17 protein-coding genes are annotated in these 18,912 nt (G+C 61.0%); 2 read left to right on the forward strand and 15 right to left on the reverse strand.

From position 1 onward, the window contains the following. The first annotated feature begins 105 nt into the window (after positions 1-105). On the forward strand, positions 106-1,269 hold the full coding sequence (locus K3756_RS17875; protein WP_259993952.1) for an amidohydrolase family protein: 1,164 nt from the start codon (positions 106-108) through the stop codon (positions 1,267-1,269). Here K3756_RS17875 and K3756_RS17880 read toward each other — a convergent pair. The 8 genes from K3756_RS17880 to K3756_RS17915 all read right to left on the reverse strand — a co-directional run bounded on the left by K3756_RS17880 (position 1,264) and on the right by K3756_RS17915 (position 9,927). Next, positions 1,264-1,716, reverse strand: a complete 453-nt coding sequence (locus tag K3756_RS17880) for a MarR family winged helix-turn-helix transcriptional regulator (RefSeq protein WP_259993954.1) — start codon at positions 1,714-1,716, stop codon at positions 1,264-1,266. The genes K3756_RS17875 and K3756_RS17880 overlap by 6 nt on opposite strands. After that, positions 1,703-2,287 (reverse strand): amino acid synthesis family protein, encoded by a 585-nt coding sequence (locus K3756_RS17885; RefSeq protein WP_259993955.1) that lies wholly within the window; start codon positions 2,285-2,287, stop codon positions 1,703-1,705. Before K3756_RS17885 ends, K3756_RS17880 begins: the two co-directional genes overlap by 14 nt. Next, on the reverse strand, positions 2,284-2,865 hold the full coding sequence (locus K3756_RS17890; protein WP_259993956.1) for an amino acid synthesis family protein: 582 nt from the start codon (positions 2,863-2,865) through the stop codon (positions 2,284-2,286). Before K3756_RS17890 ends, K3756_RS17885 begins: the two co-directional genes overlap by 4 nt. Next, positions 2,858-3,724, reverse strand: coding sequence for a UPF0280 family protein (locus K3756_RS17895; RefSeq protein ID WP_311201711.1), 867 nt, complete (start codon positions 3,722-3,724; stop codon positions 2,858-2,860). The genes K3756_RS17890 and K3756_RS17895 overlap by 8 nt, the downstream gene beginning before the upstream one ends. Then, positions 3,721-5,211, reverse strand: coding sequence for a 6-hydroxynicotinate reductase (locus K3756_RS17900; RefSeq protein ID WP_259993618.1), 1,491 nt, complete (start codon positions 5,209-5,211; stop codon positions 3,721-3,723). The genes K3756_RS17895 and K3756_RS17900 overlap by 4 nt, the downstream gene beginning before the upstream one ends. Further along, positions 5,208-7,946, reverse strand: coding sequence for a molybdopterin-dependent oxidoreductase (locus tag K3756_RS17905; RefSeq protein WP_259993619.1), 2,739 nt, complete (start codon positions 7,944-7,946; stop codon positions 5,208-5,210). Before K3756_RS17905 ends, K3756_RS17900 begins: the two co-directional genes overlap by 4 nt. After that, a complete protein-coding gene (locus K3756_RS17910; protein WP_259993620.1) occupies positions 7,939-8,772 on the reverse strand; it encodes a xanthine dehydrogenase family protein subunit M in 834 nt (277 codons plus the stop codon). Before K3756_RS17910 ends, K3756_RS17905 begins: the two co-directional genes overlap by 8 nt. 96 nt (positions 8,773-8,868) lie before the next feature. Beyond that, the gene (locus K3756_RS17915) at positions 8,869-9,927 is read right to left on the reverse strand and encodes an alpha/beta fold hydrolase (protein WP_259993621.1); all 1,059 of its coding nucleotides are present in this window, start codon (positions 9,925-9,927) and stop codon (positions 8,869-8,871) included. Between the two features lie 144 nt (positions 9,928-10,071). Here K3756_RS17915 and K3756_RS17920 point away from each other — a divergent pair, with 144 nt between their 5' ends. After that, a complete protein-coding gene (locus K3756_RS17920; protein ID WP_259993622.1) occupies positions 10,072-11,067 on the forward strand; it encodes an AraC family transcriptional regulator in 996 nt (331 codons plus the stop codon). A gap of 34 nt (positions 11,068-11,101) precedes the next feature. Here K3756_RS17920 and K3756_RS17925 read toward each other — a convergent pair whose 3' ends face one another. From K3756_RS17925 to K3756_RS17955, 7 genes are all read right to left on the reverse strand, one after another. Further along, positions 11,102-11,563, reverse strand: coding sequence for an adenylyltransferase/cytidyltransferase family protein (locus K3756_RS17925; protein WP_259993623.1), 462 nt, complete (start codon positions 11,561-11,563; stop codon positions 11,102-11,104). Between the two features lie 97 nt (positions 11,564-11,660). After that, complete coding sequence (locus K3756_RS17930) at positions 11,661-13,028, reverse strand: FAD-dependent oxidoreductase (protein WP_259993624.1); 1,368 nt, start codon at positions 13,026-13,028, stop codon at positions 11,661-11,663. Continuing rightward, a complete protein-coding gene (locus tag K3756_RS17935) occupies positions 13,015-13,875 on the reverse strand; it encodes an oxaloacetate decarboxylase (RefSeq protein ID WP_259993626.1) in 861 nt (286 codons plus the stop codon). The genes K3756_RS17930 and K3756_RS17935 overlap by 14 nt, the downstream gene beginning before the upstream one ends. After that, positions 13,872-14,474, reverse strand: coding sequence for a cysteine hydrolase family protein (locus tag K3756_RS17940; RefSeq protein ID WP_259993627.1), 603 nt, complete (start codon positions 14,472-14,474; stop codon positions 13,872-13,874). The genes K3756_RS17935 and K3756_RS17940 overlap by 4 nt, the downstream gene beginning before the upstream one ends. Next, positions 14,471-16,531 carry a hydantoinase/oxoprolinase family protein gene (locus K3756_RS17945; RefSeq protein WP_259993628.1) on the reverse strand — a complete coding sequence of 687 codons (2,061 nt, stop codon included), beginning with the start codon at positions 16,529-16,531 and terminating at the stop codon, positions 14,471-14,473. The genes K3756_RS17940 and K3756_RS17945 overlap by 4 nt, the downstream gene beginning before the upstream one ends. Further along, the gene (locus K3756_RS17950; protein WP_259993629.1) at positions 16,528-18,225 is read right to left on the reverse strand and encodes a hydantoinase B/oxoprolinase family protein; all 1,698 of its coding nucleotides are present in this window, start codon (positions 18,223-18,225) and stop codon (positions 16,528-16,530) included. The genes K3756_RS17945 and K3756_RS17950 overlap by 4 nt, the downstream gene beginning before the upstream one ends. Continuing rightward, positions 18,222-18,788 (reverse strand): tautomerase family protein, encoded by a 567-nt coding sequence (locus tag K3756_RS17955; RefSeq protein ID WP_259993630.1) that lies wholly within the window; start codon positions 18,786-18,788, stop codon positions 18,222-18,224. The genes K3756_RS17950 and K3756_RS17955 overlap by 4 nt, the downstream gene beginning before the upstream one ends. Between the last annotated feature and the right edge of the window lie 124 nt (positions 18,789-18,912).

An 18,912-nucleotide genomic window follows, 5' to 3' on the forward strand; every position in this document is an offset into this window, starting at 1 on the left:
TTCATTTGCGCGCAAATGAGTTTCAACGGGCCTACAAGGCCCTTGACGCGATTGGTCCGTCTGTCCGTATACTTTGGAATTAGCTCAGGGACAGGAATGTGCGGGATGGAAAAACTGGTTATTCGCAACATCGGACAAATCCTGTCCGGCAAGCTTGAAGAGCCGATTTTCGATGGTGACTGTCTGGTCGCGATTGATGGCAGGATTGCCGACTGGGGGGCCGAGGCCGATCTGGATTGCGAAGGGGCCACCACGCAAGTGGACGCGCACGGCGTGACGCTGGCCCCCGGCCTGATCGACAGCCATATCCACCCTGTCGTGGGTGACTATACCCCGCGCCAGCAGCAACTGCACTGGATCGACAGCACGTTGCATGGGGGGGTGACAACGCTGATCTCTGCGGGCGAAGTGCACATGCCTGGCCGCCCCAAGGATATTGTCGGGCTCAAGGCGATGGCCATTGCCGCGCAGCGTTGGTACGAAAATTTCCGGCCCTCGGGTGTCAAGGTCCACGCTGGCGCGCCCGTCATCGAACACGGGATGGAAGAGCAGGATTTCAAGGACCTTGCCGACGCCGGGGTGACGTTGCTGGGCGAGGTGGGTCTGGGCACGGTCAAAGACGGGAAAACCGCGCGGCAGATGGTCGAATGGGCGCGCAAATACGGTATCCAGTCAACGATCCACACGGGCGGTCCGTCCATTCCCGGATCCGGCCTGATCGACGCCGATATGGTGATTGAAACCGGTACCGATGTCATCGGCCATATCAATGGCGGGCATTCGGCCCTGCCTGACGATCAGATCGTTTGCCTGTGCGAAAGTTGCACATCGGCGTTCGAAATTGTCCACAACGGCAACGAAAGATCAGCGGTCCTTGCGTTGAACACGGCGCGGGAGCTGGACAAACTGGATCAGGTGATCCTTGGCACGGATGGTCCTGCGGGATCGGGTGTGCAACCGTTGGGCATTCTGCGGATGATTGCGATGCTTTCCGCATTTGGCAATGTGCCTGCCGAAATCGCGTTCTGTTTTGGCAACGGCAATACCGCGCGTCAGCGTTCGCTCGATACCGGTCTGATCGAAAAAGGTATGGCTGCCGATTTCGTGCTGCTCGATCAAGCGCAGCATGCGCCGGGCAAGTCGATGCTGGACTCGGTCGCATTGGGCAATCTGCCTGGTGTGGGCATGACCATCATCGACGGGATAGTCCGCAGCGAGCGCAGCCGAAACACGCCGCCCGCACAGCGGTTGCCGGAAAAGCTCTCATGACTCCCGCGAAATTTTGGCAAGCAGCGCCACCAATGTACGCCGTTCCGGTGCAGAAAGCGGCGCGAGCGTTTCATCCGTGATCCGGGTGCCCATGTCGTGCAACTGCGCAATCATCCCGCGGCCCTTTCGGGTAAGCGATATCAGCGAACGCCGCTTGTCGTGTGTATCGGGGCCCGATTGCACCAACCCCTTTGCGCGCAGGCGGTCCACGACACCCTTGATCGTGGCCACGTCCATCGCGGCCAGTCGTCCCAGATGGTTTTGAGACACCTCGCCGGTTTCGGCGATCCGGATCAGGGTGGAGAACTGCGTTGGCGTGAGATTGTCGATCGCGTGCCGTTGAAAGATGGCGGCGTGACGTTGGCTCGCCAAGCGCAGCAGGTAACCGACCTGCACATCCAGCACGTAGTCGCGCTGGAGCGTCGCTGCCGCTTCATCTGAGCCCATCTTGGCCCTCGGCATCTTCGTGTGTCAGACCGCCCACACGGGGCAGGGGCCTGCCGCTGTCCGTGACCGCGACGGCAACCATGATTTCATTCGCGCGCGGTGCGTCGTTCAGTTGGACCTCGATCCCGTCAAAATGGCTGCGGACGTAAGCGGCATCTTTGTGGCCGATCGGTACATCGAGGACCTGTCCGGGACTGCCCATCTTTTTCGATGACGCAACGAGTGCCGCGCCCTTTTCCACCGCAGATCTGAGCGGTGCGCCCAATTTCGGATGCAGGATTGCGGCGGCATGTTCCAGTTCGCCGTTTTCACCCACCATCGCCGATTTACCGTAGCTTTGGGCCGCGGCAGGCGCGATCCCCAGCGCCTCAACGCACCGTTTGCCAAGCAACGCGCCAAGTTCGGCGCCGATGTCCATAAGCGGTGTGAGATCATCAACGTAGGCGCCCGCGAAAGGGTTATCGATGACCGCGACCGCAACGGCCTTGCGCGTGGGAGGAGCGATGGCCCGCCCGGCCTCGCGGTGGGTTTCTTCGATCGTGACGGCAATCTTGCGAATGGCGGCTGTCATCTCAGACCATCCTTTCCGGTGATATCGGCGGCGGCCAGTCCGCCTGCCCTGTTGTGGATCCGTGCACCAGTACTCATCACCAGCGCCAGCACCAATTCATCCGCGCGCGGGCAGTCATTGCCGCCCACTTCCATACTGTCAAAATGGCTACGCACGTAGGATGCGTTGATATGTGTGATGGGAATGTCCAACCGGCCCCCCACGCCGGTCACCTTCTTTGTGGACGGCACGATGGCATTTGAATCGTGTAGAAGTTCGCGCATCGCATACCCGCCCGGTGCGTGCCACAACGCGCCATGCTCCAACTCTCCGGCAGCGCCGATCAAGGCCCCTTTGCCGTAGCCTTCGATCTGGTCCGCGCCGCCCAGCAGGTCCACGAGGTTTTGCGCCATTTGCAAGCCGAGGGGCTTGAGATCGTCCATGAAGGGTTGAATGTCCTCGACATAGCGTCCAGCAAACGGATTGGTGATGACCGCCAGAGCGGATGCGCGGCGCAAGGATTTTGCAGGGACGGGCCCGCCTTCGTGAAATATCTCTTCGGTGGCGTAGATCGTCTTGCGCAGAACGACGTCAGGCATAGAGCGGTGTCCTTTCGAATTCGGGGGTTTCGGGTAATGCGACTGTCATGCACTGGCCCTGCAGGAAAAGCGCCGCTGCGTCGATCAGGCCATTATTTTGCATGCGGCGGGCAGTCTCAAGACCACGTGCCAGCGCGGTGTTCACATCCGAAGGCGGTAGTCGGGGGCAGGCGGTCGTCACGAAATGACCGGTCAGATCGGTATCGGGGTCAATGTCCTCGGCCAGTGCGCGCCCGATGCCCGGATGATCGGGCAGATCGACTGCATTCGCAATCAGGGTCGCGGCAACGTCGGCGGCGGCGGCGCTTCTGGCGGTGACCGTGACGCTATCGGCGATGCCGAGGCTTAGGCTGCGCCCGAGCCGGCCGCTGGTCGCGATGCCGCGTGCCCCGTCTCCGTGTGACAACCGCAGCTGGCCCAAACCGCTGTTGTCTGCCCCGGCCATGGCGATTTGAAACGATGCGCCGGGTTCAAGGTGGACGGCAATATCGCCGCCGTTGTTGACATAGGCCCGTGACAGGTTTCCGGTCGCCGCAGCCATGGCGGCCAGCACCGTATCGGCTACCGCCCCTGCGACTGCCGCCATCGGTGTGACAAACAGCGACCCCGCATGGGGCAATACCGCATCGAACATCAGCTGTGCGATTGAGCCGTTGAATCGAGGGGTTTCTGGGGTCATCGGGCGTCGCAATGCGGGCAGTTCGTCGACCAATTCATCCAACACGGATGCAAAGCGGGCACGGGCCGCGTCAAATGCGGCGTGTCTGTCACCCTCCGCGCCGATGATCAGGTCGATGGGCCCATGTTGCAAATGCAAACGGGTGCCACAGGACAATATCACAGACGTCGGTCCCATCATTGTTCGCGATCACGCGACCAACGGTAGTGCGTGGAATCCATGGGGTCATGTCCCAACGCGCCCGGAGCAACCCTGCGCATAGGCGCGCTCGCCACCTCGGCAAGTGACTGCACATCGCCCATGTGACCGCCCAATGTCTCGTAATCGCTGATCCGCAGGGTAAATTCGATCGGAGCGACAAGCGCGGGGGTGGGCACGTATCCGAACGATTGCGTCGGCATATCCAGCACATCGACCATCACCGTGATGCCGCCACCGGGCCACACGTAAGCCTGCGCGCCGCCGCATGACACATGGGTGAGCGCATCCTTGACCGACCGTGTCAGCCGCACCGGGTTTTCTGTCACTCCGGCACGCAGACTGCCACCGGCGCCGCCCATGAACAGGACTGAACAGATGGATGGCTCACAGTTTTCCGCAATCAGTTCGGTGGATGCGGCAAGTGCGGCGGGCATGGCAGCGGGCTGCGGATGCAAGTCATCGTCGAGCACGTAGTAGCCAAACTGTTCGCCCGTCGTCGAAACCATCAGCAGCCGCAATCCCGGCCACGCGATCTTTGGGTTGAAGGGGCCGAGAATGGTCAGCGGATCGTCGATGTCGGTTCCGCCCCAACCGGTTCCGGGTTCGGCCACCTGAAAATAACGTCCGGGTGTCGACCGGCGGCCTTTGATCTTGATCCCGGTTGCCGGCACGTCCAGTTCCTTGCCCGCCTGATGCTCTGACAGAACGCCGGTGATATGATCATCCACCACAACAACATCATCGGCGTGGCCGAGCCATTGCTTCGCAAACATGCCGATCGTCGCGGACCCGCAGCCCACACGCATGAGCTTTTCCGGTGTGCCGTTGATAATCGGTGCGGCTCCGGCCTGCACCACCACTTCGGTCCGGTGGTCATCTTCGCCGATGGTCATGGTGACGGGGTCACGATTGCACAGCCGCAAGAGCGCGTCACAGGTGACCCGCCCCTCCTTCTTGCTGCCGCCGGTCAGATGTTCGACGCCACCAAGCGAAAGCATCTTTGAACCGTATTCGGACGTCATGATGTGGCCGATCGGTTCGCCATCGGCGTAAACCACGTCTCTCTCGTGGCCGATGTGCCGGTCGGTATCGATTTTCACCTTCACACCACAGTAGGAAAAGATGCCTTCGGTAACGACTGTCACCATGTCCACTCCTGCGATGTCCTGCGCGACGATGAAGGGGGCGGGTTTATAGTCCGGATAGGTGGTACCGGCACCGACGGCCGTCACGAAGGGGCGATTTGCGTTGACGATATTTCCGTCCCAATCCTGCGGGTCGCTGTCTTTCAGAAACGGCACCAGCTTGGCGTCGCCGTGTTCGATGATTGTCAGGGGATCAAGGCGGACAAGCTCTCCGGCGTGGTTTGCGTAACGGTCGCAGGCCCCGGATTTTCCTTGCGCGATATAGCACATGACCGGACAGGCATCGCAGCGGATCTTTTCGGGATTGGCGCTTTCGGTCATGCGTCCAGACCCCGAATGGCCGCGCGGACACGTTCGGGCGTTGCGGGCACCGATGTGATGCGCGCGCCGGTGGCATCATGGATCGCGTTCAGGATGGCAGGTGCCGTCGGAATAAGGGCATGTTCGCCCAGACCCTTGGCGCCGTATGGTCCGTGCGCGTCGGGCTCTTCTATGATGACGGTTTCGATGGGTGGGATATCCCCGATTGTCGGGATCAGATAATCATGCAGGTTTTCGGTGCGGCCGGGCAGGTATTCTTCCATCAGCGCCATGCCCAGGCCCTGTGCGAAACCGCCGTGTACCTGTCCTTCGACAAGGACGGGATTGATGGCCTTTCCGACATCGTGCGCCGCCACGGCGCGGATTGCACGTGTTGTGCCCATCGCGGTATCGACTTCGACCACCACCAGATGGGCGGCGTACCCGAACTGGGCATACGGGTGGCCTTGGCCAAGCGCGTCCATCGGGCGCGTCGGGGGATCGTAACTGGCCTGCGCCTGCAGGACATATCCATCGGGATTGGTCGGCAGATCGGCCAAGTCCAGACGGTGTGTGCCTGCGGCGTCTGTTGCTGTCACGGCGCCTGAAACCAAAATCACCTTCGCATCCTGCGCTGCGTTCATGCGTTTGAGAATTTCTGTTCTGAGCTGCGTTGCCGCCCGCAAGGCGGCGTTGCCGGTGACGAATGTCTGGCGGGATGCGGAAGTTTTGCCAGCGTCCGGCGTAAGATCGGTATCTGGGCACACGCGTTCGATGCTCTCTACAGGAACGCCGAGTGCCGTCGCAAAAATCTGTGATATGACGGTGTTCGAGCCCTGACCGATGTCCACGGCACCCTGATGAAGGACGACCGTGCCATCCACGCGTAATCCGCACTTGATGGTGGAGGGATTGGGCAGGGACGTGTTGCCGCAGCCATACCAGCCCCCCGCGACCCCGACACCCCGTCTGCGATGCCGGTGCTGTGCATTGAAGGACGCGCAGTCGGCGCGTTCGGATTGCCAGGCGGTGCGCAATGCAGTCAGGCACGCCTCGATCCCGACGCCCTGTTCAAACACCTGTCCACATACCGTCGGCTGGCCATTGCGAAGCGCGTTCCGGATGCGAAATTCCAAACGGTCTATCCCCAGCTTGTCGGCCAATTCATCAAACAGGCTTTCCTGAGCGATTGCCGATTGGGGGACGCCAAACCCGCGGAATGCGCCGGATGGGGGTTGGTTTGTGTGGACACCTTTGCTGCGCGCGCGGTAGTGCGGCACGCGGTACGGACCGGAGGCGTGTACAGGCACGCGATTGGCAACCGTGGGGCCCCAGCTGGCATAGGCGCCGGTGTCGAAACTGCCATCGAACGTGGCGGCAACCACGCGGCCTTCGTGATCTGCCCCTATTTTCATGTGAATGTCCGACGGGTGCCGTTTGGTTGAGGATTGCATCGATTCAACCCGCCCGTAGGCAAGCCGCACAGGCTGCCCTGTCTTTATCGCGGCGAGGGCAAGATACGGGTGTACAGTCAGGTCGAGCTTGGCGCCAAATCCGCCGCCCACGCTTGTGGGGCGGATGCGAATATCCCTGCGCGACATGCCTGTGATGATTTCGAGGGCATCAAGGTTCATGACCGGCGCCTGTGTGCACACGTGCAACTCGAGCCGTCCGTCGACCAGCCTCGCGTATCCTGCTTCGGGCTCTATGTAGGCATGCTCGACAAAACCGCTTTTGAAATGCCCCTCCACCGTCACGTCCGCGGCGCGCATGGCGGCGTCCGCATCGCCGTGTTCGACAAGGCCGGTGCACATCACGTTCCTTTCGCGCTCCATGTGCAGGCATGGCGCGTCCTCCGCCTGCGCCTGAGCGATATCGGTCAGCGCGTCAAGCGGCTCCCACGTGACCGGAAATCGGGTGGGATCAAAGGCGGCGATGGCTTCAGGGGTGCCAACCACGGCCGCGACCGCTTCGCCCCGAAACCGTGTTTCGTCCGTGGCAAAAACCGGCTGGTCCATGAACTGCGGGATCACACCGTGCAGGTTGCGACCCGGAACGTCGCGCGCAGTCAGCACTGACGTGATGCCACGCGTTTGTGCTGCAAAGGCGTCGCAGTCCCCCAGCGTGAATTTTGCGCGGTGATGGGGGGCGCGCACCACAAAAATTTCGAGCGTGCCGGGGGGGGCGATGTCATCCCCGAAAATCTCTTTACCACCGGTTTTTGCAGCACCGTCCACGCGGGCGATGGACGCGCCCACGGCACCATCGGAATGACGGGCCTGCGCAGGCAGCCCCATCACCGCATCGATGATTTTGCGGTAGCCGGTACAGCGGCACAATACGCCGCCAAGCGCATCGCCCACCTCTGTTTCACTGGGGGCAGGGTTGCGGCGGAGCAGGGCAACGGCGGACACCATCATGCCCGGAATGCAAATGCCGCATTGCGCGGCACCGTGATCCGCGAACCGCTGGGCAAGCATGGGGGCGATTTTGTCGCTGGCATGCAGACCGCGGAGTGTTTCCACGTGGCGATCCTGTGCCTGCTGTGCGGGTGTCAGACAGGCACAAACCGGGGCACCGTCCAGCAACACGGTACAGGCGCCGCAGTCGCCCGCGTTGCAGCCGATCTTTACGTCGCGGGCATCCAGCTTTTCGCGCAGCACCTGCGACAGCCTTTCGCCAGGGGCTGCGAACACTTCCACGGGGTTGCCATCCAGCGTGAACCGGGTGGCGTCGAGGCGGGGACGTTCATTCATAACCGCAAGCCTTCTGCAGCGCGCGTTTGCACTGTTCTGCTGCCACGTCGCGGCGGTAGGCCGCGCTGCCACGTGTATCGTCAATCGGAGCGAGAGGGCCAAGATGTTGCTCGCTCACGTGCAGGTCCGAAGGATGCAGACCGACAACAGCCTGCTCAAGATCATGCAGGCGCCGCGCGGTCGGTGCCGCCGCGCCCACGCTGATTTTCGCGCTTCGGATGCAGCCTTGCGCATCTGTTTCAACCAGAGCCGCCACCATCGTTATCGAAATCACGAGGTACCGTCGGCTTCCCAATTTTTCAAATGCGGATCGTGCATCCGGTGACGGGGTGGGCACAAAAATGCCGGTGACCAGCTCGTCCGGTGCCAGATCGGTGCTGCGAACGCCTTTGAGAAACTCCTCAAGCGGTACACGTCGTTTGCCGCGTGCGGCGCTCGCCAGATCGACATGCGCGTCCAGTACCATGAGCGGTGGCACGCCGTCGGCAGCGGGCGATGCATTGCAGATGTTTCCTACAACCGTGCCGGCGTTCTGGATCTGGACACTGCCCACTTCGCGCGCGGCCTGTCTCAGCGCGTCAAAAGCGGGTGGCAGGTCTGCACGCTGGACCTCTGACCACGTGACCGCCGCGCCGATGGTATACCCGTCCGTCGCCCGTTCAATCGCCTTCAGATCGGCGATGCGCGTCACGTCCAGATAATGGTCAGGCTGCACGCCCTGTCGGGCCGATGGGTAAACATCCGTGCCGCCTGCCACCACTTTGCCACCGGCGCGCGCTGCAACCTGCAAAGCGGCATCGAGCGTTGTGGGGGCGTGATAGGTCATCGCGTGCTCCGGACAGATCATTTGTGTGCAAATGGTATGAAGACGCGCCGCGTTCTGTCAATAATTTTGGGGAACGCAACGGCCTTTCTGCGCGCATCAAAGGCGATCCCCCAGATAGGCCAGAATGATCCCGGCCAGCTCCGCATGAATCTCCTCCCGTGACCGGCCACCGGCATCGTCACACAGCGCGTCCAGTTCGCCCTCTCTTTCGAGGATCGTGGGTCCTTTCGCTTTGCACTCGGCCAGAAAGCTGAAATGCGTGGCGTCCGGCACAATTCTATATGATGCTGTTGCGATCAGGTTGGCCGCGTCACGGGCATCAACGCCTGCGGGGATCAGGTCTGCGTCACCCAGATTGAGTATAAGCATCGGTATCGCAATTTCGCTCAGGCTCTGCTCCGTCAGGGTGCTGACAATACCGGGGTCGACAACAACTGCCGCAGAAATACGGGGGTCGCGCAGGTCCGCCGCGGCCGGAGAAAGATCGATGCTGTGCAGATCAATGCCGAAATGCGCGAGGAAGGCGCAATCGGACATGCCGTGACCGGTGTCGTCGCAAAACCGTTGCAGCCGTTCAGGATCGACCCGGGCACCGGCCAATGCAAGCGAGGTATATCCCCCCGCTGAAAAGCCCAGCGTCGCAATCCGGTCGGTATCCATAAAGGGGTAGGCAGCTGCGTTGTTTATAATTTCATCCAGCACAGCGGTGATATCGGCGGGCCGTTCCCAGACACGCACCGCCGCTTCGGCGGAGGCATTGCCAGTGGTTGTGCCGGGGTGATTTGGCAGAACCACGACATAGCCCGCCTCGGCAAGACGCGATGCGATCCAACCGAATTGTCCGGCGTTGCCACCGGCCCCGTGCGACATGATGATGACCGGAAACTGCCCGTCCTTTTGCGGGGCGCCGCGTCCGGCGTCGGTTCCGTAAAATACGCCGTTGCCGCCGACGGACACCTTTTTGCCGCCCGGATGTGCCGGGTACCAGACGTGAAAGTCGACATTTTGTCCGCGTGCCGGAGCAAAGGCCTTGCCGTAAGTAATGCCCGCTTCGCCGTCAAACGGCGGGCGCATGATTTCGTAAGTACCTAACGTGGCTGCACCAATCAGCACGGCAGCGGCGGTGGTTTTGAGGAGGGTGGCAATGGGGGGCATGGAACATTTCCTGTTTTGTTGACCGGCTTTCGTTTTGCCGTATCGCCCACGCTCCTTCGTCCTCGAACGCGATCAAGGTCGCCCTGCATCGCGATAAAGGATATGTATCCTCAACGTCAACAGACCGATAGAAACATGATTTTTGTGCCCCTTTCCCTTTTTTCGGCGTGTATTCTGATCGGGATATTTGTCTGGTTCGCCCGGTCACAAGATCTGGAAAAAACGCCGCATCGACTGTTTCTGGTGCTTATTGGCCTTTACGCGCTGCAATCGTGTCTCATCACGTTGCGCTGGGGGTATGGCGTGGAAGCGGCGGGCCGGTTCGTGGCATTTGTCGCTCCTGTTCTGCCGGTTGTCGCCTACCTGGCTTATGTGGCGTTGAAGGGGCCGGTTCGCGGGCGCCGCCTTTGGCCTTTTGCGGTGCTTGGGCTGTGTTGGTGCGCGCTTTTGTTTGCGGAAGAATTCGCGGATGGTCTGATTTTGCTGGCATATCTGGGCTTTGGCGGGTTGCTCGTCGCCACCGCGCTGCGCGGGGTTGATCAGGTCGCGCTGTCACCACTGGGCCAATCGCGCCAGATCGTCGCTGCGATGGCCGTGACTGGCGCGACGCTGATCGCCTCCGGGCTGACGGATATCTATATCATTTTCGATTTCATCACGACGGGCGGTGAAACCGTCGGGTTTACTGTCGGTGTCCTGCAATCGCTCTTTGTCGTGCTCATCGGCGCCTCTGCGGCGTTCGGGCGGGTGTCAGTCGGGTCTGCTCAAGCAGAGAGTGATCCAGAAATACCGGACGCCACCGTATTGGAAGCGGACGCCGAGATTATCGCGCGCCTCGACACGCTGTTCACCCGCGAGGGACTGCACCGGAGTAAGGAACTGAGCCTGCGACGCCTGAGCCGCAAGTTGGGTCTGCCGGACCGGCAGGTTTCGAACGCGATAAATCGCAGCGCAGGTTTGAGCGTGTCCCAGTTTGTGAACGAATACCGGGTCAAGGACGCGTGTCAGCTGCTGAAATCCACCGACGATACGATCCTGACGGTCTCACTGGCTGCGGGTTTTGCAACGAAATCGAACTTCAATCGGGAATTTGCGCGGGTCTGCGGGGTTTCGCCCTCGCAGTGGCGCAAGCAACACTGATAGAGCACGCGCCGCCGGGGTCTGTCGGGCCGACCTACAGTTTTTGGACGTGATCCAAAAGGGCCGAGATCTGGTTGACCAATGCCGCTTTGCGCTCTTCATCGATCTTGGCAACGACGCTTTTGACCTGCGTCGTAGAGATATCGGGTGTCCGGGCGAGGTAGGTCACCGTGCAGCCGGTTTGCGCTTCGAGAAAGTCGAATTTCCCGATCCAGTCATCCCCCATGGCAAAGATGTCGGCCTTGTATTTGATTACGTCGTCGACCTTCTGGTCCCAGTTGTTTTCGGGAAAAACGTCATCGACATATTCACACGATTTGACGATCTCGCTCCGGTCGTCATAGCTGAAGATCGATTGTTTGCCTTTGATGTCGTTGAATTCGTCCGTTGAGCACCCGACGATCAGCCGGTCGCCCAAGGCCCGCAGTCGTCGCAGCAGGCGCACGTGGCCCACATGGAACAAATCAAAAGTGCCATAGGTGATGACGGTTTTCATGGTGATTTCCCGATTGGTGAGGCGGTGCCCGATCCTGCGCAAACTGACCCGATAACGGGCAGGAATTCAACACATTCCGTGGAGCCGCAAGCCGCTGTTAGCAGCGCCCAGCGATATACCCCAGAACGACCGCAGCAAGCAGCCCATTTCCCGAAAGATATCCGCTGTCGCCGGCACCGGACACACCGCAGGCCGCGCCGCCGGCTGCGTAGAGGTTGGCGAAGGTGTCGCCGTCCGTGTGCCGGACCTTGGCCGTTTCGGGGTCGATGACCAACCCGCCCTGAGTATGGAACAGGGCGCCGGTCACCTTCACGGCCACAAGGTCCGTACGCGATGGTGCGGTATCCCATGATCTACCAAGGGCATCTGTACCACTTGCCGGAATTTGATCGAAAGTGCGGGTGAGCGCGTCGGCCTCCAGCCCGAGCATTTTTGCAAGGGACGGAATGTCGGGGGCATGGACCAGCGCATTTTGCTTTTCGGCTTCTTTGAAGTCCGCGAATTGCCGCGCGACATCGGCGATACGCGTGTCGAAGATCGTCCATGCGACGCCTTCGGGTTGGCGCAGCACGTGGCGGGCGGCTTCGGAGTAGCCTTGGCTTTCGTTCCAGAACCGTTCGCCGTTGGTATTCACCTGAAATCCGCCCTGTGTGATGACGGCCCAAGTGATGAGAATACCGTGAGGATAGGCGACGTTCCCGTGCCCCTGATATGCGCCGAGATGCTTCAACTGCGCGCCCGCAGTCTGGCCCCAGGCGATCGCGTCACCGGTATTGCCATCGTGGCCGAACCAAAGCGCATCCGCGATATCGGGCATGTGGTCCCTGACCATCGTCCGGTTGCCGCCAAACCCGTTGCAAGCCAACACCACACGCTGCGTCCGCACGGTTTCGGCTGCGCCATCGGGTCGCGCCAGTGTTACACCATCCACGGTTTTGCCGTCCAGATGCAGGGTTACCGCCCGCCGGTTGCACACCAGCGGCACGCCAAGCGTATCAACACGCGCGCGCAATGCGTCGACCAACTCCGCGCCGGAGCGGGTGGGCAGACCGTGCATGCGTTTGTGTTGGTGCCCGGGGTAGTCAAAGTTATCGACGAGTGTGAAGGGCAGGCCGTGCGTATCGGCAAGCCATTCGATGACCCCGGCAGCACCATCAGCCAATACCCCAACCAATGCGGGGTCATTTTCGTGACTGGCCTTGTCCTGAATGTCCTGCGCGAAAATCTGTGCGGTATCTTCGATCCCGATGGCCCGCTGAAAACGGGTTCCTGCTGCCGGGATAAGACCGGCACTGAGCGCGGTAGAGCCGGTGGGAACGGCATCCGCTTCGACAATCAGAACGTCCTGTCCGGCCCCGTGGGCGCTCAGCCCGGCGACGAGGCCACAGGCGCCCGCGCCGATAATGAGTGTTTCGACCTCCAGATCATAACTGTCCAAAGGGGGGTGAATGTCAGGGCTTGCCATCAAAACGTTGCCCCAGTTTGAGCATCTGCGGGGTGCCGATGGTCTCGTTCAGCGCATCAAAATCGAACATCCTTTCCTTGAACGGCGTATTTGTGCCGTGGTTTCGCAGGCTGCTGTAATAGTCTTTTGCGGTATGGGCGAGCGCCCGCACAATACCACCGGGAAAGACAGCGATATCGAAACCCATCGCCTGCAAGTCATCTGCCGACGACATGGGCGTGGCGCCCCCTTCGACCATATTGGCGAGCAGAGGTATCTGCGCGCCGAAGGTCTGTGGAATGCGCATCAATTCATCGCGGTCACGCGGTGCTTCGATGAACAGAACGTCCGCGCCGGCGTCGATGTACCGGGCGGCGCGGTCCACGGCGGCATCGAACCCTTCAACGGCAACGGCGTCGGTGCGCGCAATGATCAGGGTGTCATGGGCGCGTGCATCGACCATCGCGGCGATTTTGCCGCACATCTCATTGGCCGGGATGAGCGATTTGTCCGACAGATGACCACATTTCTTGGGGTATGTTTGATCTTCGACCTGAAGGGCGGCAGCACCGGCACGCTCGTAAACCCGCATTGTGCGCTGCGCGTTCAAGGCGTTCCCGAAGCCGGTGTCCGCGTCCATGATGACGGGCAGCGGAGAGCGATCCGCAATAAGCGCCATGGTCTCTGCCATTTCGGACGCCGTTGTCAGCCCAATGTCCGGACGACCCAACCGGGTGTAGGCGACCGCGGCGCCGGAGAGATAGAGCGCCTCGAAACCCGCATCGGTGGCCAGCGCGGCGGTCAGCCCGTCATAGACGCCCGGCGCCAAAAGGATATCGGTCTGGGTAAGGCGTGTGCGCAAGTTCATGTGGCGTTTTCCAGCATCTGGGCCGCCTGCGTGCAGGTGGCAATTTTTGTGACGGTCCCCAGCGATGTAAGTGTCGCGTCATGCACCGCGCTGTCGAACGCGGCACAGCCGTCCGACAGCAAGACAGTGTGGATATTGCGCAGATGCGCGTCACGTACGGTGCTGGCAACGCCGCCGTTGGTGACGATGCCGCCGATGATGAGCGTATCGATCCCGACCGCACGCATGACGTAATCCAGCCGCGTCTGATAGAATGCGGAGTACGCGACCTTCTCGATTGTAAAATCTGCAGGCGCCAGTGTTTCAGTCAACGCATGTCCAAAGCTGCTAGGTGCGAAGTCACCTTTCTTCAGGAACGGTCGCAGCTTCTTGAGGTGATCCGCGATCAACGGCTCACCGTCACGACCGGCTATAAGGGTGAACTGGGCTGAGATATAGAAACCGCCTGCGTTGATCAGAGCGTCCTTCAACGGCAAAATCCGGTCTGGCAGGGCCGTGATTGCCGCAGAACCCTGATCCGCGCGGCCGTACGCGCCGTCAGGATGCAAAAAATCGTTCTGCAAGTCGATTGTCAGCAAAGCCGTTCGCTGCGGTATCATGTCTGCGCCCTTTCGATGATCGTATTGCCGTATTCATCCACGCGCCCGGTAAGGCCGGGTTCGATCAGAACTGTCGTATCGGGTTGTTCGAGTATCGCGGGGCCGGGAATTTTTGCGCCGACGGGCAGCTCAAGCCTTTTGTAGAGACGGGTATCGTGCCACTCTCCGGCGAAATAGACCGGTCGCATGCCATTGAACGCCGCCTCGACAGAGCCGCCTTCGGGCGTCAGCGTTTCGAGATCGAAACGTGGTCTTTTGCCGGTCACCGCGCTGCGTAGATTCATCACGCGCCGTGTGCCGTTCTCCAGCAGTCTTCCGTAAGTCGCGAGATAAGCCGCATCAAATGCGGCCTTTATGTCATCGACCGTGGGGGCCGCGACCTTGCCGTCCGTCACCGTTACCTCGAGCGGAACGCTGACCGTATGGGTCTGACCCAGATAGGCCATGTCCAGCGTGAAGCCGATGTCGCGACTTTCAAAACGGGTCTGCGCCGCGTCAAGCATCGCCATGCCGTCGTCGACGTGCGACTGCATATGCGTCCCGAGCATTGATGTATCCATACCATCGACCATTGCGTTCACGGTTTGCACAAAATCCTGCCGCATATCCGCAATGACGCAGCCCATCGCCGACGTCACGCCGGGATAGCGCGGCACAATCGCGCGGGCGAGACCCACATCATCGAGCATGGCGCCCGCATGCAGCGCGCCGCCTCCGCCGAAGGGCATGAACGCAAACCGCTTAGGGTCGAACCCCCGCTCGATGGAGACAAGTCGCAAGGCCCCGGCCATGCGGCTGTTCGCGACGCGCAAGATTGCTTCGGCCGCGTGCAGTGGGTCCAGATTGAGCGGCGCGCCCACATGCTCCGCGATCGCTTGACGGGCCGCTTCGACGTCCAGCTTTTCAAGTTTCCCGCCGATGGGATTGTCCGGGTCGATCCGGCCCAGAACGACATTCGCATCCGTCACTGTTGGACGGGTATTGCCCATACCGTACGCCACCGGCCCCGGCGTGGAACCCGCACTTTCGGGACCGATATTGAGCAGCCCGCCTTTGTCCACCCATGCAATCGAACCTCCGCCGGCACCGATCGTCGTGATCTCGATCATCGGGGTCCGCACGACCATACCAAAATCGATCGATGTTTGCGGGCTGAGCATGCTGTCGCCGCCGGCAATGAGCGAGACGTCGAATGACGTGCCGCCCATGTCCCCGGTGATGACATCGGGGAACCCGGCCGCCTGCGCAATATATCCTGCCGCGATGACACCTGCGGCGGGGCCGGACAATGCGGTCCGGATCGGCAACCGTGCTGCGGTGGCCACATCCATGACACCACCATTGGACTGTACGATCATGAACTCGCCCGCAAAGCCGCCTGATTTCAGCGCTTGCTCAAGCCTGCTGAGATAGCCGGACACTTCCGGTTGCAGGTAGGCATTCAATGCCGTGGTGCTGAAGCGTTCGAACTCACGGATTTCGGGCAGGATTTCGGAGGAACACGACACATGCGCGTTCGGCCACATGCCGCGCACCGTTTCGACCGCGCGTCTTTCGTTCTCGGGGTTGGCGTAAGCGTTGGCGAAGAGGACGGCTACGGCTTCGCAGCCCTCATCGCGCAACTGTTGCGCTTGTGCACGGACGGCGTCGAGGTCGACAGGTTGCCGGATCGTGCCGTCCGCCAGCGTGCGCTCTGGCACCTCCAACCTCAGGGATCGCGCAACAACCGGATCAAAATTACCGCGAAGGCCCCACGTGCGGGGGCGATCGCGACGGCGCATTTCGAGCACATCGCGCAGTCCCATCGTCGTGATGACCCCGATCCGCGCCCCCTTGCGTTCCAGCAGCGCATTCGTGCCAGCAGTCGTGCCGTGCACCACCACCGACACATTCGACAGGTCGTCCACGCTCGCGCCGATGCCTTCGAGAAATCCGGCGGATTGGTCCGGGCGGCTGGTTGGGACCTTGGCCACACGTGCGGTACCGGTTTCTTCGTCCAGAACAAAAATGTCGGTGAACGTGCCGCCGACGTCCACCCCGATCATGTTGCCTTTCATTCCGAAACCTCCTGCCACGCTTTGCCATAGGTTTCATCCGCGGTGTCGGCACTCACAAAACCATCGGACACGTCGCGCGCGATCGCGTCGGCGGCACGGTCCTGTGGCGGTCCATATCCGCCTCCGCCGGGTGTATCGAGCCGCACCGATTGCCCCTGTTCGAGCCTGATGCCGACCATTTTCGACGCCATTGGCGGTACATGCCAGCCGTCTGTCTGCTCATAGGAAAAGACGTTCAGCGCAGCCTCATGGCCGCCTGCGACCCCCTGCGGGGCATAGCGACCGCGCTCGCCGAACAAAAAGGCCTTTGCGCCATTACCTTCCAGCACTTCGATCTCGTAGCGCGCGCCCATGCCTCCGCGGTGTTTGCCTGCGCCCGCACTATCGGGGCGCAGGGCCCATTCGCGGAACATGATGGGGTATGCGGCTTCGAGTATTTCCAGCGGAGGGATTGTCGCTGTCGATATGGGCGCGTTGCCATGGTTCAGCCCGTCCCCTTCGGACGAGCCGCCGTGACCTCCGCCATAAAAGCTGAACATGACCCACGGGCTCCCGTTGGCACGTGTGCCCGAAATCGACAGCGCGTTGATCGTGCCGTAGGCGTTTGCGACGACCCGTTCGGGTGCTGCATGGGCTGCTGCGGAAAATATCACGTCGATCATGCGCAATATTGTCTCTGTATAGCCGCCAACGGGGGCGGGAAACGGCGCTGACAGCAGTGATCCTTCGGGAATTTTTACCGATACAGGCCGCATCACACCGGCGTTGGCAGGCAGCGCGGGAAAGATGTGTTTGATCGCCACATAGGCCGTGGCAACCGCGGTGGGCAACGCGATGTTGACCGGACCCGCGCACCGCGGCGCAGTTCCCTCGAAGTCGAGTGTCATCGTGTCACCGGAAATCTCGAGCGCCACTTTGATCGGCAGGGCACTGTCGGTGATGCCGTCGTTGTCGAGATAGTCCAATGCTTCCCATCGCCCGTCCGGCAGCGCCCGAAGCTCTGCCTGCATCAGCATTTCCGCGCGGTCCTGCAAAGCGTCGAGAGCATGGCGTACGGTGTCGGGGCCATATTCCCCGAGCAGCTCATCCATCCGCCTAACGCCAAGATCAAGCGCGCCAAGTTGCCCGTTCAAGTCTCCTTGGGCCGATTGTGGCAAGCGCGTGTTGCGCATCAGAATGTCGATGATGTCGGTCTGCATCTTCCCCGCCTTGGCCAAGCGGACGGGCGGCAGGACAAACGCCTCCTGAAACGCATCCGTTGCGGCAGGGTTGTAGTTGCCCGGAACCGCACCGCCGACATCGTGCCAGTGCCCGACGGAGGCAAGATAGCAAAACAACTTTCCCTTGTGAAAATAGGGCCTGACAAGGCGCATGTCGCTCAGATGGGTGCCACCGAGATGCGCATCGTTGAAGATATAGATGTCACCGTCTTCCAGATCCCCGTTCTGTGCTGCCTTGTCGATCACGGCCTTCACGGCAAACGACATGACGCCGACAAAGATAGGAAGACCCGATTTCCCCTGCACAAGCGTATCGCCGCTGTTTGCGTGGTAAAGACCGTGAGAAGCATCATGTGCCTCCGCTATGATCGGATTGAATGCGGCGCGGAAAAGCGTTGCATCCATTTCGTCGGCAATCTGCTCCATCCTTCCCGCAAGCACGGCCAGGGTAATGGGGTCGATGTCGGTGGTCATGATGTCCCTCGGGTTTCGGCGATGTCGTTCCAGACGTCCTGGCGGGTCAAAAGCCCCTGCATGACTTCAAAGCGGTCGATAAAACGGATGCCATCAAAGGCCGTGCCATCGGGCCATTCGCCGGATAATGTGCCGCGGCAATAGACGATCGCGTGTTCGTCTTGCGAGGGCAGGCATTCGAACGCGGTGTAGGATTTCGTGACAAATCGGTAGCGCGGCGCCGCCCAGGCAACCAGCGCATCCAATGACGTCATGGGGTCCGTGCCGGGAAATGTCATCGTGAAACCCGCGCCCAACATGTTGCGGGCGCTTTCAAGATCGCGCGCCTCCATCGCATCGAGGAATGCGCGTACTGTTTGTGCGGGGTCCGGAAGGGCGGGCGCCGGCGTGCGGTGCGTCCCGCCCCGCATGTAGGCACTGGCGGACACTTCGTGGAGCAATACCGTCACCGATTCGGCGGGGGCAGGCACGACGATCCTCACGGCATCCGTCAGCGCAGCGCACAGCCGCGATTTGGCCGCATCGTCGTACCCCTCGATCAGATGGCATTCGATCACTGGCATGTCGTCGCTCCCATGATGACATGTATTTCTATAGTACAGGTTTATGCGATTTTATAGATCAGAAATGCCGATATCTGTGAGATAGATTTCTTGCATTTGCATATTCAATCGCTAGGCTTTGGAG

It is taken from the genome of Sulfitobacter sp. S190, assembly GCF_025141935.1.
Taxonomy (GTDB): Bacteria; Pseudomonadota; Alphaproteobacteria; order Rhodobacterales; family Rhodobacteraceae; genus Sulfitobacter.

Bases quoted from the DNA above. Each gene is read 5' to 3' on its own strand.
- K3756_RS17875 (WP_259993952.1), top strand. From the start codon at position 106: ATGGAAAAACTGGTTATTCGCAACATCGGACAAATCCTGTCCGGCAAG.
- K3756_RS17880 (WP_259993954.1), bottom strand. From the start codon at position 1,716: ATGGGCTCAGATGAAGCGGCAGCGACGCTCCAGCGCGACTACGTGCTG.
- K3756_RS17885 (WP_259993955.1), bottom strand. From the start codon at position 2,287: ATGACAGCCGCCATTCGCAAGATTGCCGTCACGATCGAAGAAACCCAC.
- K3756_RS17890 (WP_259993956.1), bottom strand. From the start codon at position 2,865: ATGCCTGACGTCGTTCTGCGCAAGACGATCTACGCCACCGAAGAGATA.
- K3756_RS17895 (WP_311201711.1), bottom strand. From the start codon at position 3,724: ATGATGGGACCGACGTCTGTGATATTGTCCTGTGGCACCCGTTTGCAT.
- K3756_RS17900 (WP_259993618.1), bottom strand. From the start codon at position 5,211: ATGACCGAAAGCGCCAATCCCGAAAAGATCCGCTGCGATGCCTGTCCG.
- K3756_RS17905 (WP_259993619.1), bottom strand. From the start codon at position 7,946: ATGAATGAACGTCCCCGCCTCGACGCCACCCGGTTCACGCTGGATGGC.
- K3756_RS17910 (WP_259993620.1), bottom strand. From the start codon at position 8,772: ATGACCTATCACGCCCCCACAACGCTCGATGCCGCTTTGCAGGTTGCA.
- K3756_RS17915 (WP_259993621.1), bottom strand. From the start codon at position 9,927: ATGCCCCCCATTGCCACCCTCCTCAAAACCACCGCCGCTGCCGTGCTG.
- K3756_RS17925 (WP_259993623.1), bottom strand. From the start codon at position 11,563: ATGAAAACCGTCATCACCTATGGCACTTTTGATTTGTTCCATGTGGGC.
- K3756_RS17930 (WP_259993624.1), bottom strand. From the start codon at position 13,028: ATGGCAAGCCCTGACATTCACCCCCCTTTGGACAGTTATGATCTGGAG.
- K3756_RS17935 (WP_259993626.1), bottom strand. From the start codon at position 13,875: ATGAACTTGCGCACACGCCTTACCCAGACCGATATCCTTTTGGCGCCG.
- K3756_RS17940 (WP_259993627.1), bottom strand. From the start codon at position 14,474: ATGATACCGCAGCGAACGGCTTTGCTGACAATCGACTTGCAGAACGAT.
- K3756_RS17945 (WP_259993628.1), bottom strand. From the start codon at position 16,531: ATGAAAGGCAACATGATCGGGGTGGACGTCGGCGGCACGTTCACCGAC.
- K3756_RS17950 (WP_259993629.1), bottom strand. From the start codon at position 18,225: ATGACCACCGACATCGACCCCATTACCCTGGCCGTGCTTGCGGGAAGG.
- K3756_RS17955 (WP_259993630.1), bottom strand. From the start codon at position 18,788: ATGCCAGTGATCGAATGCCATCTGATCGAGGGGTACGACGATGCGGCC.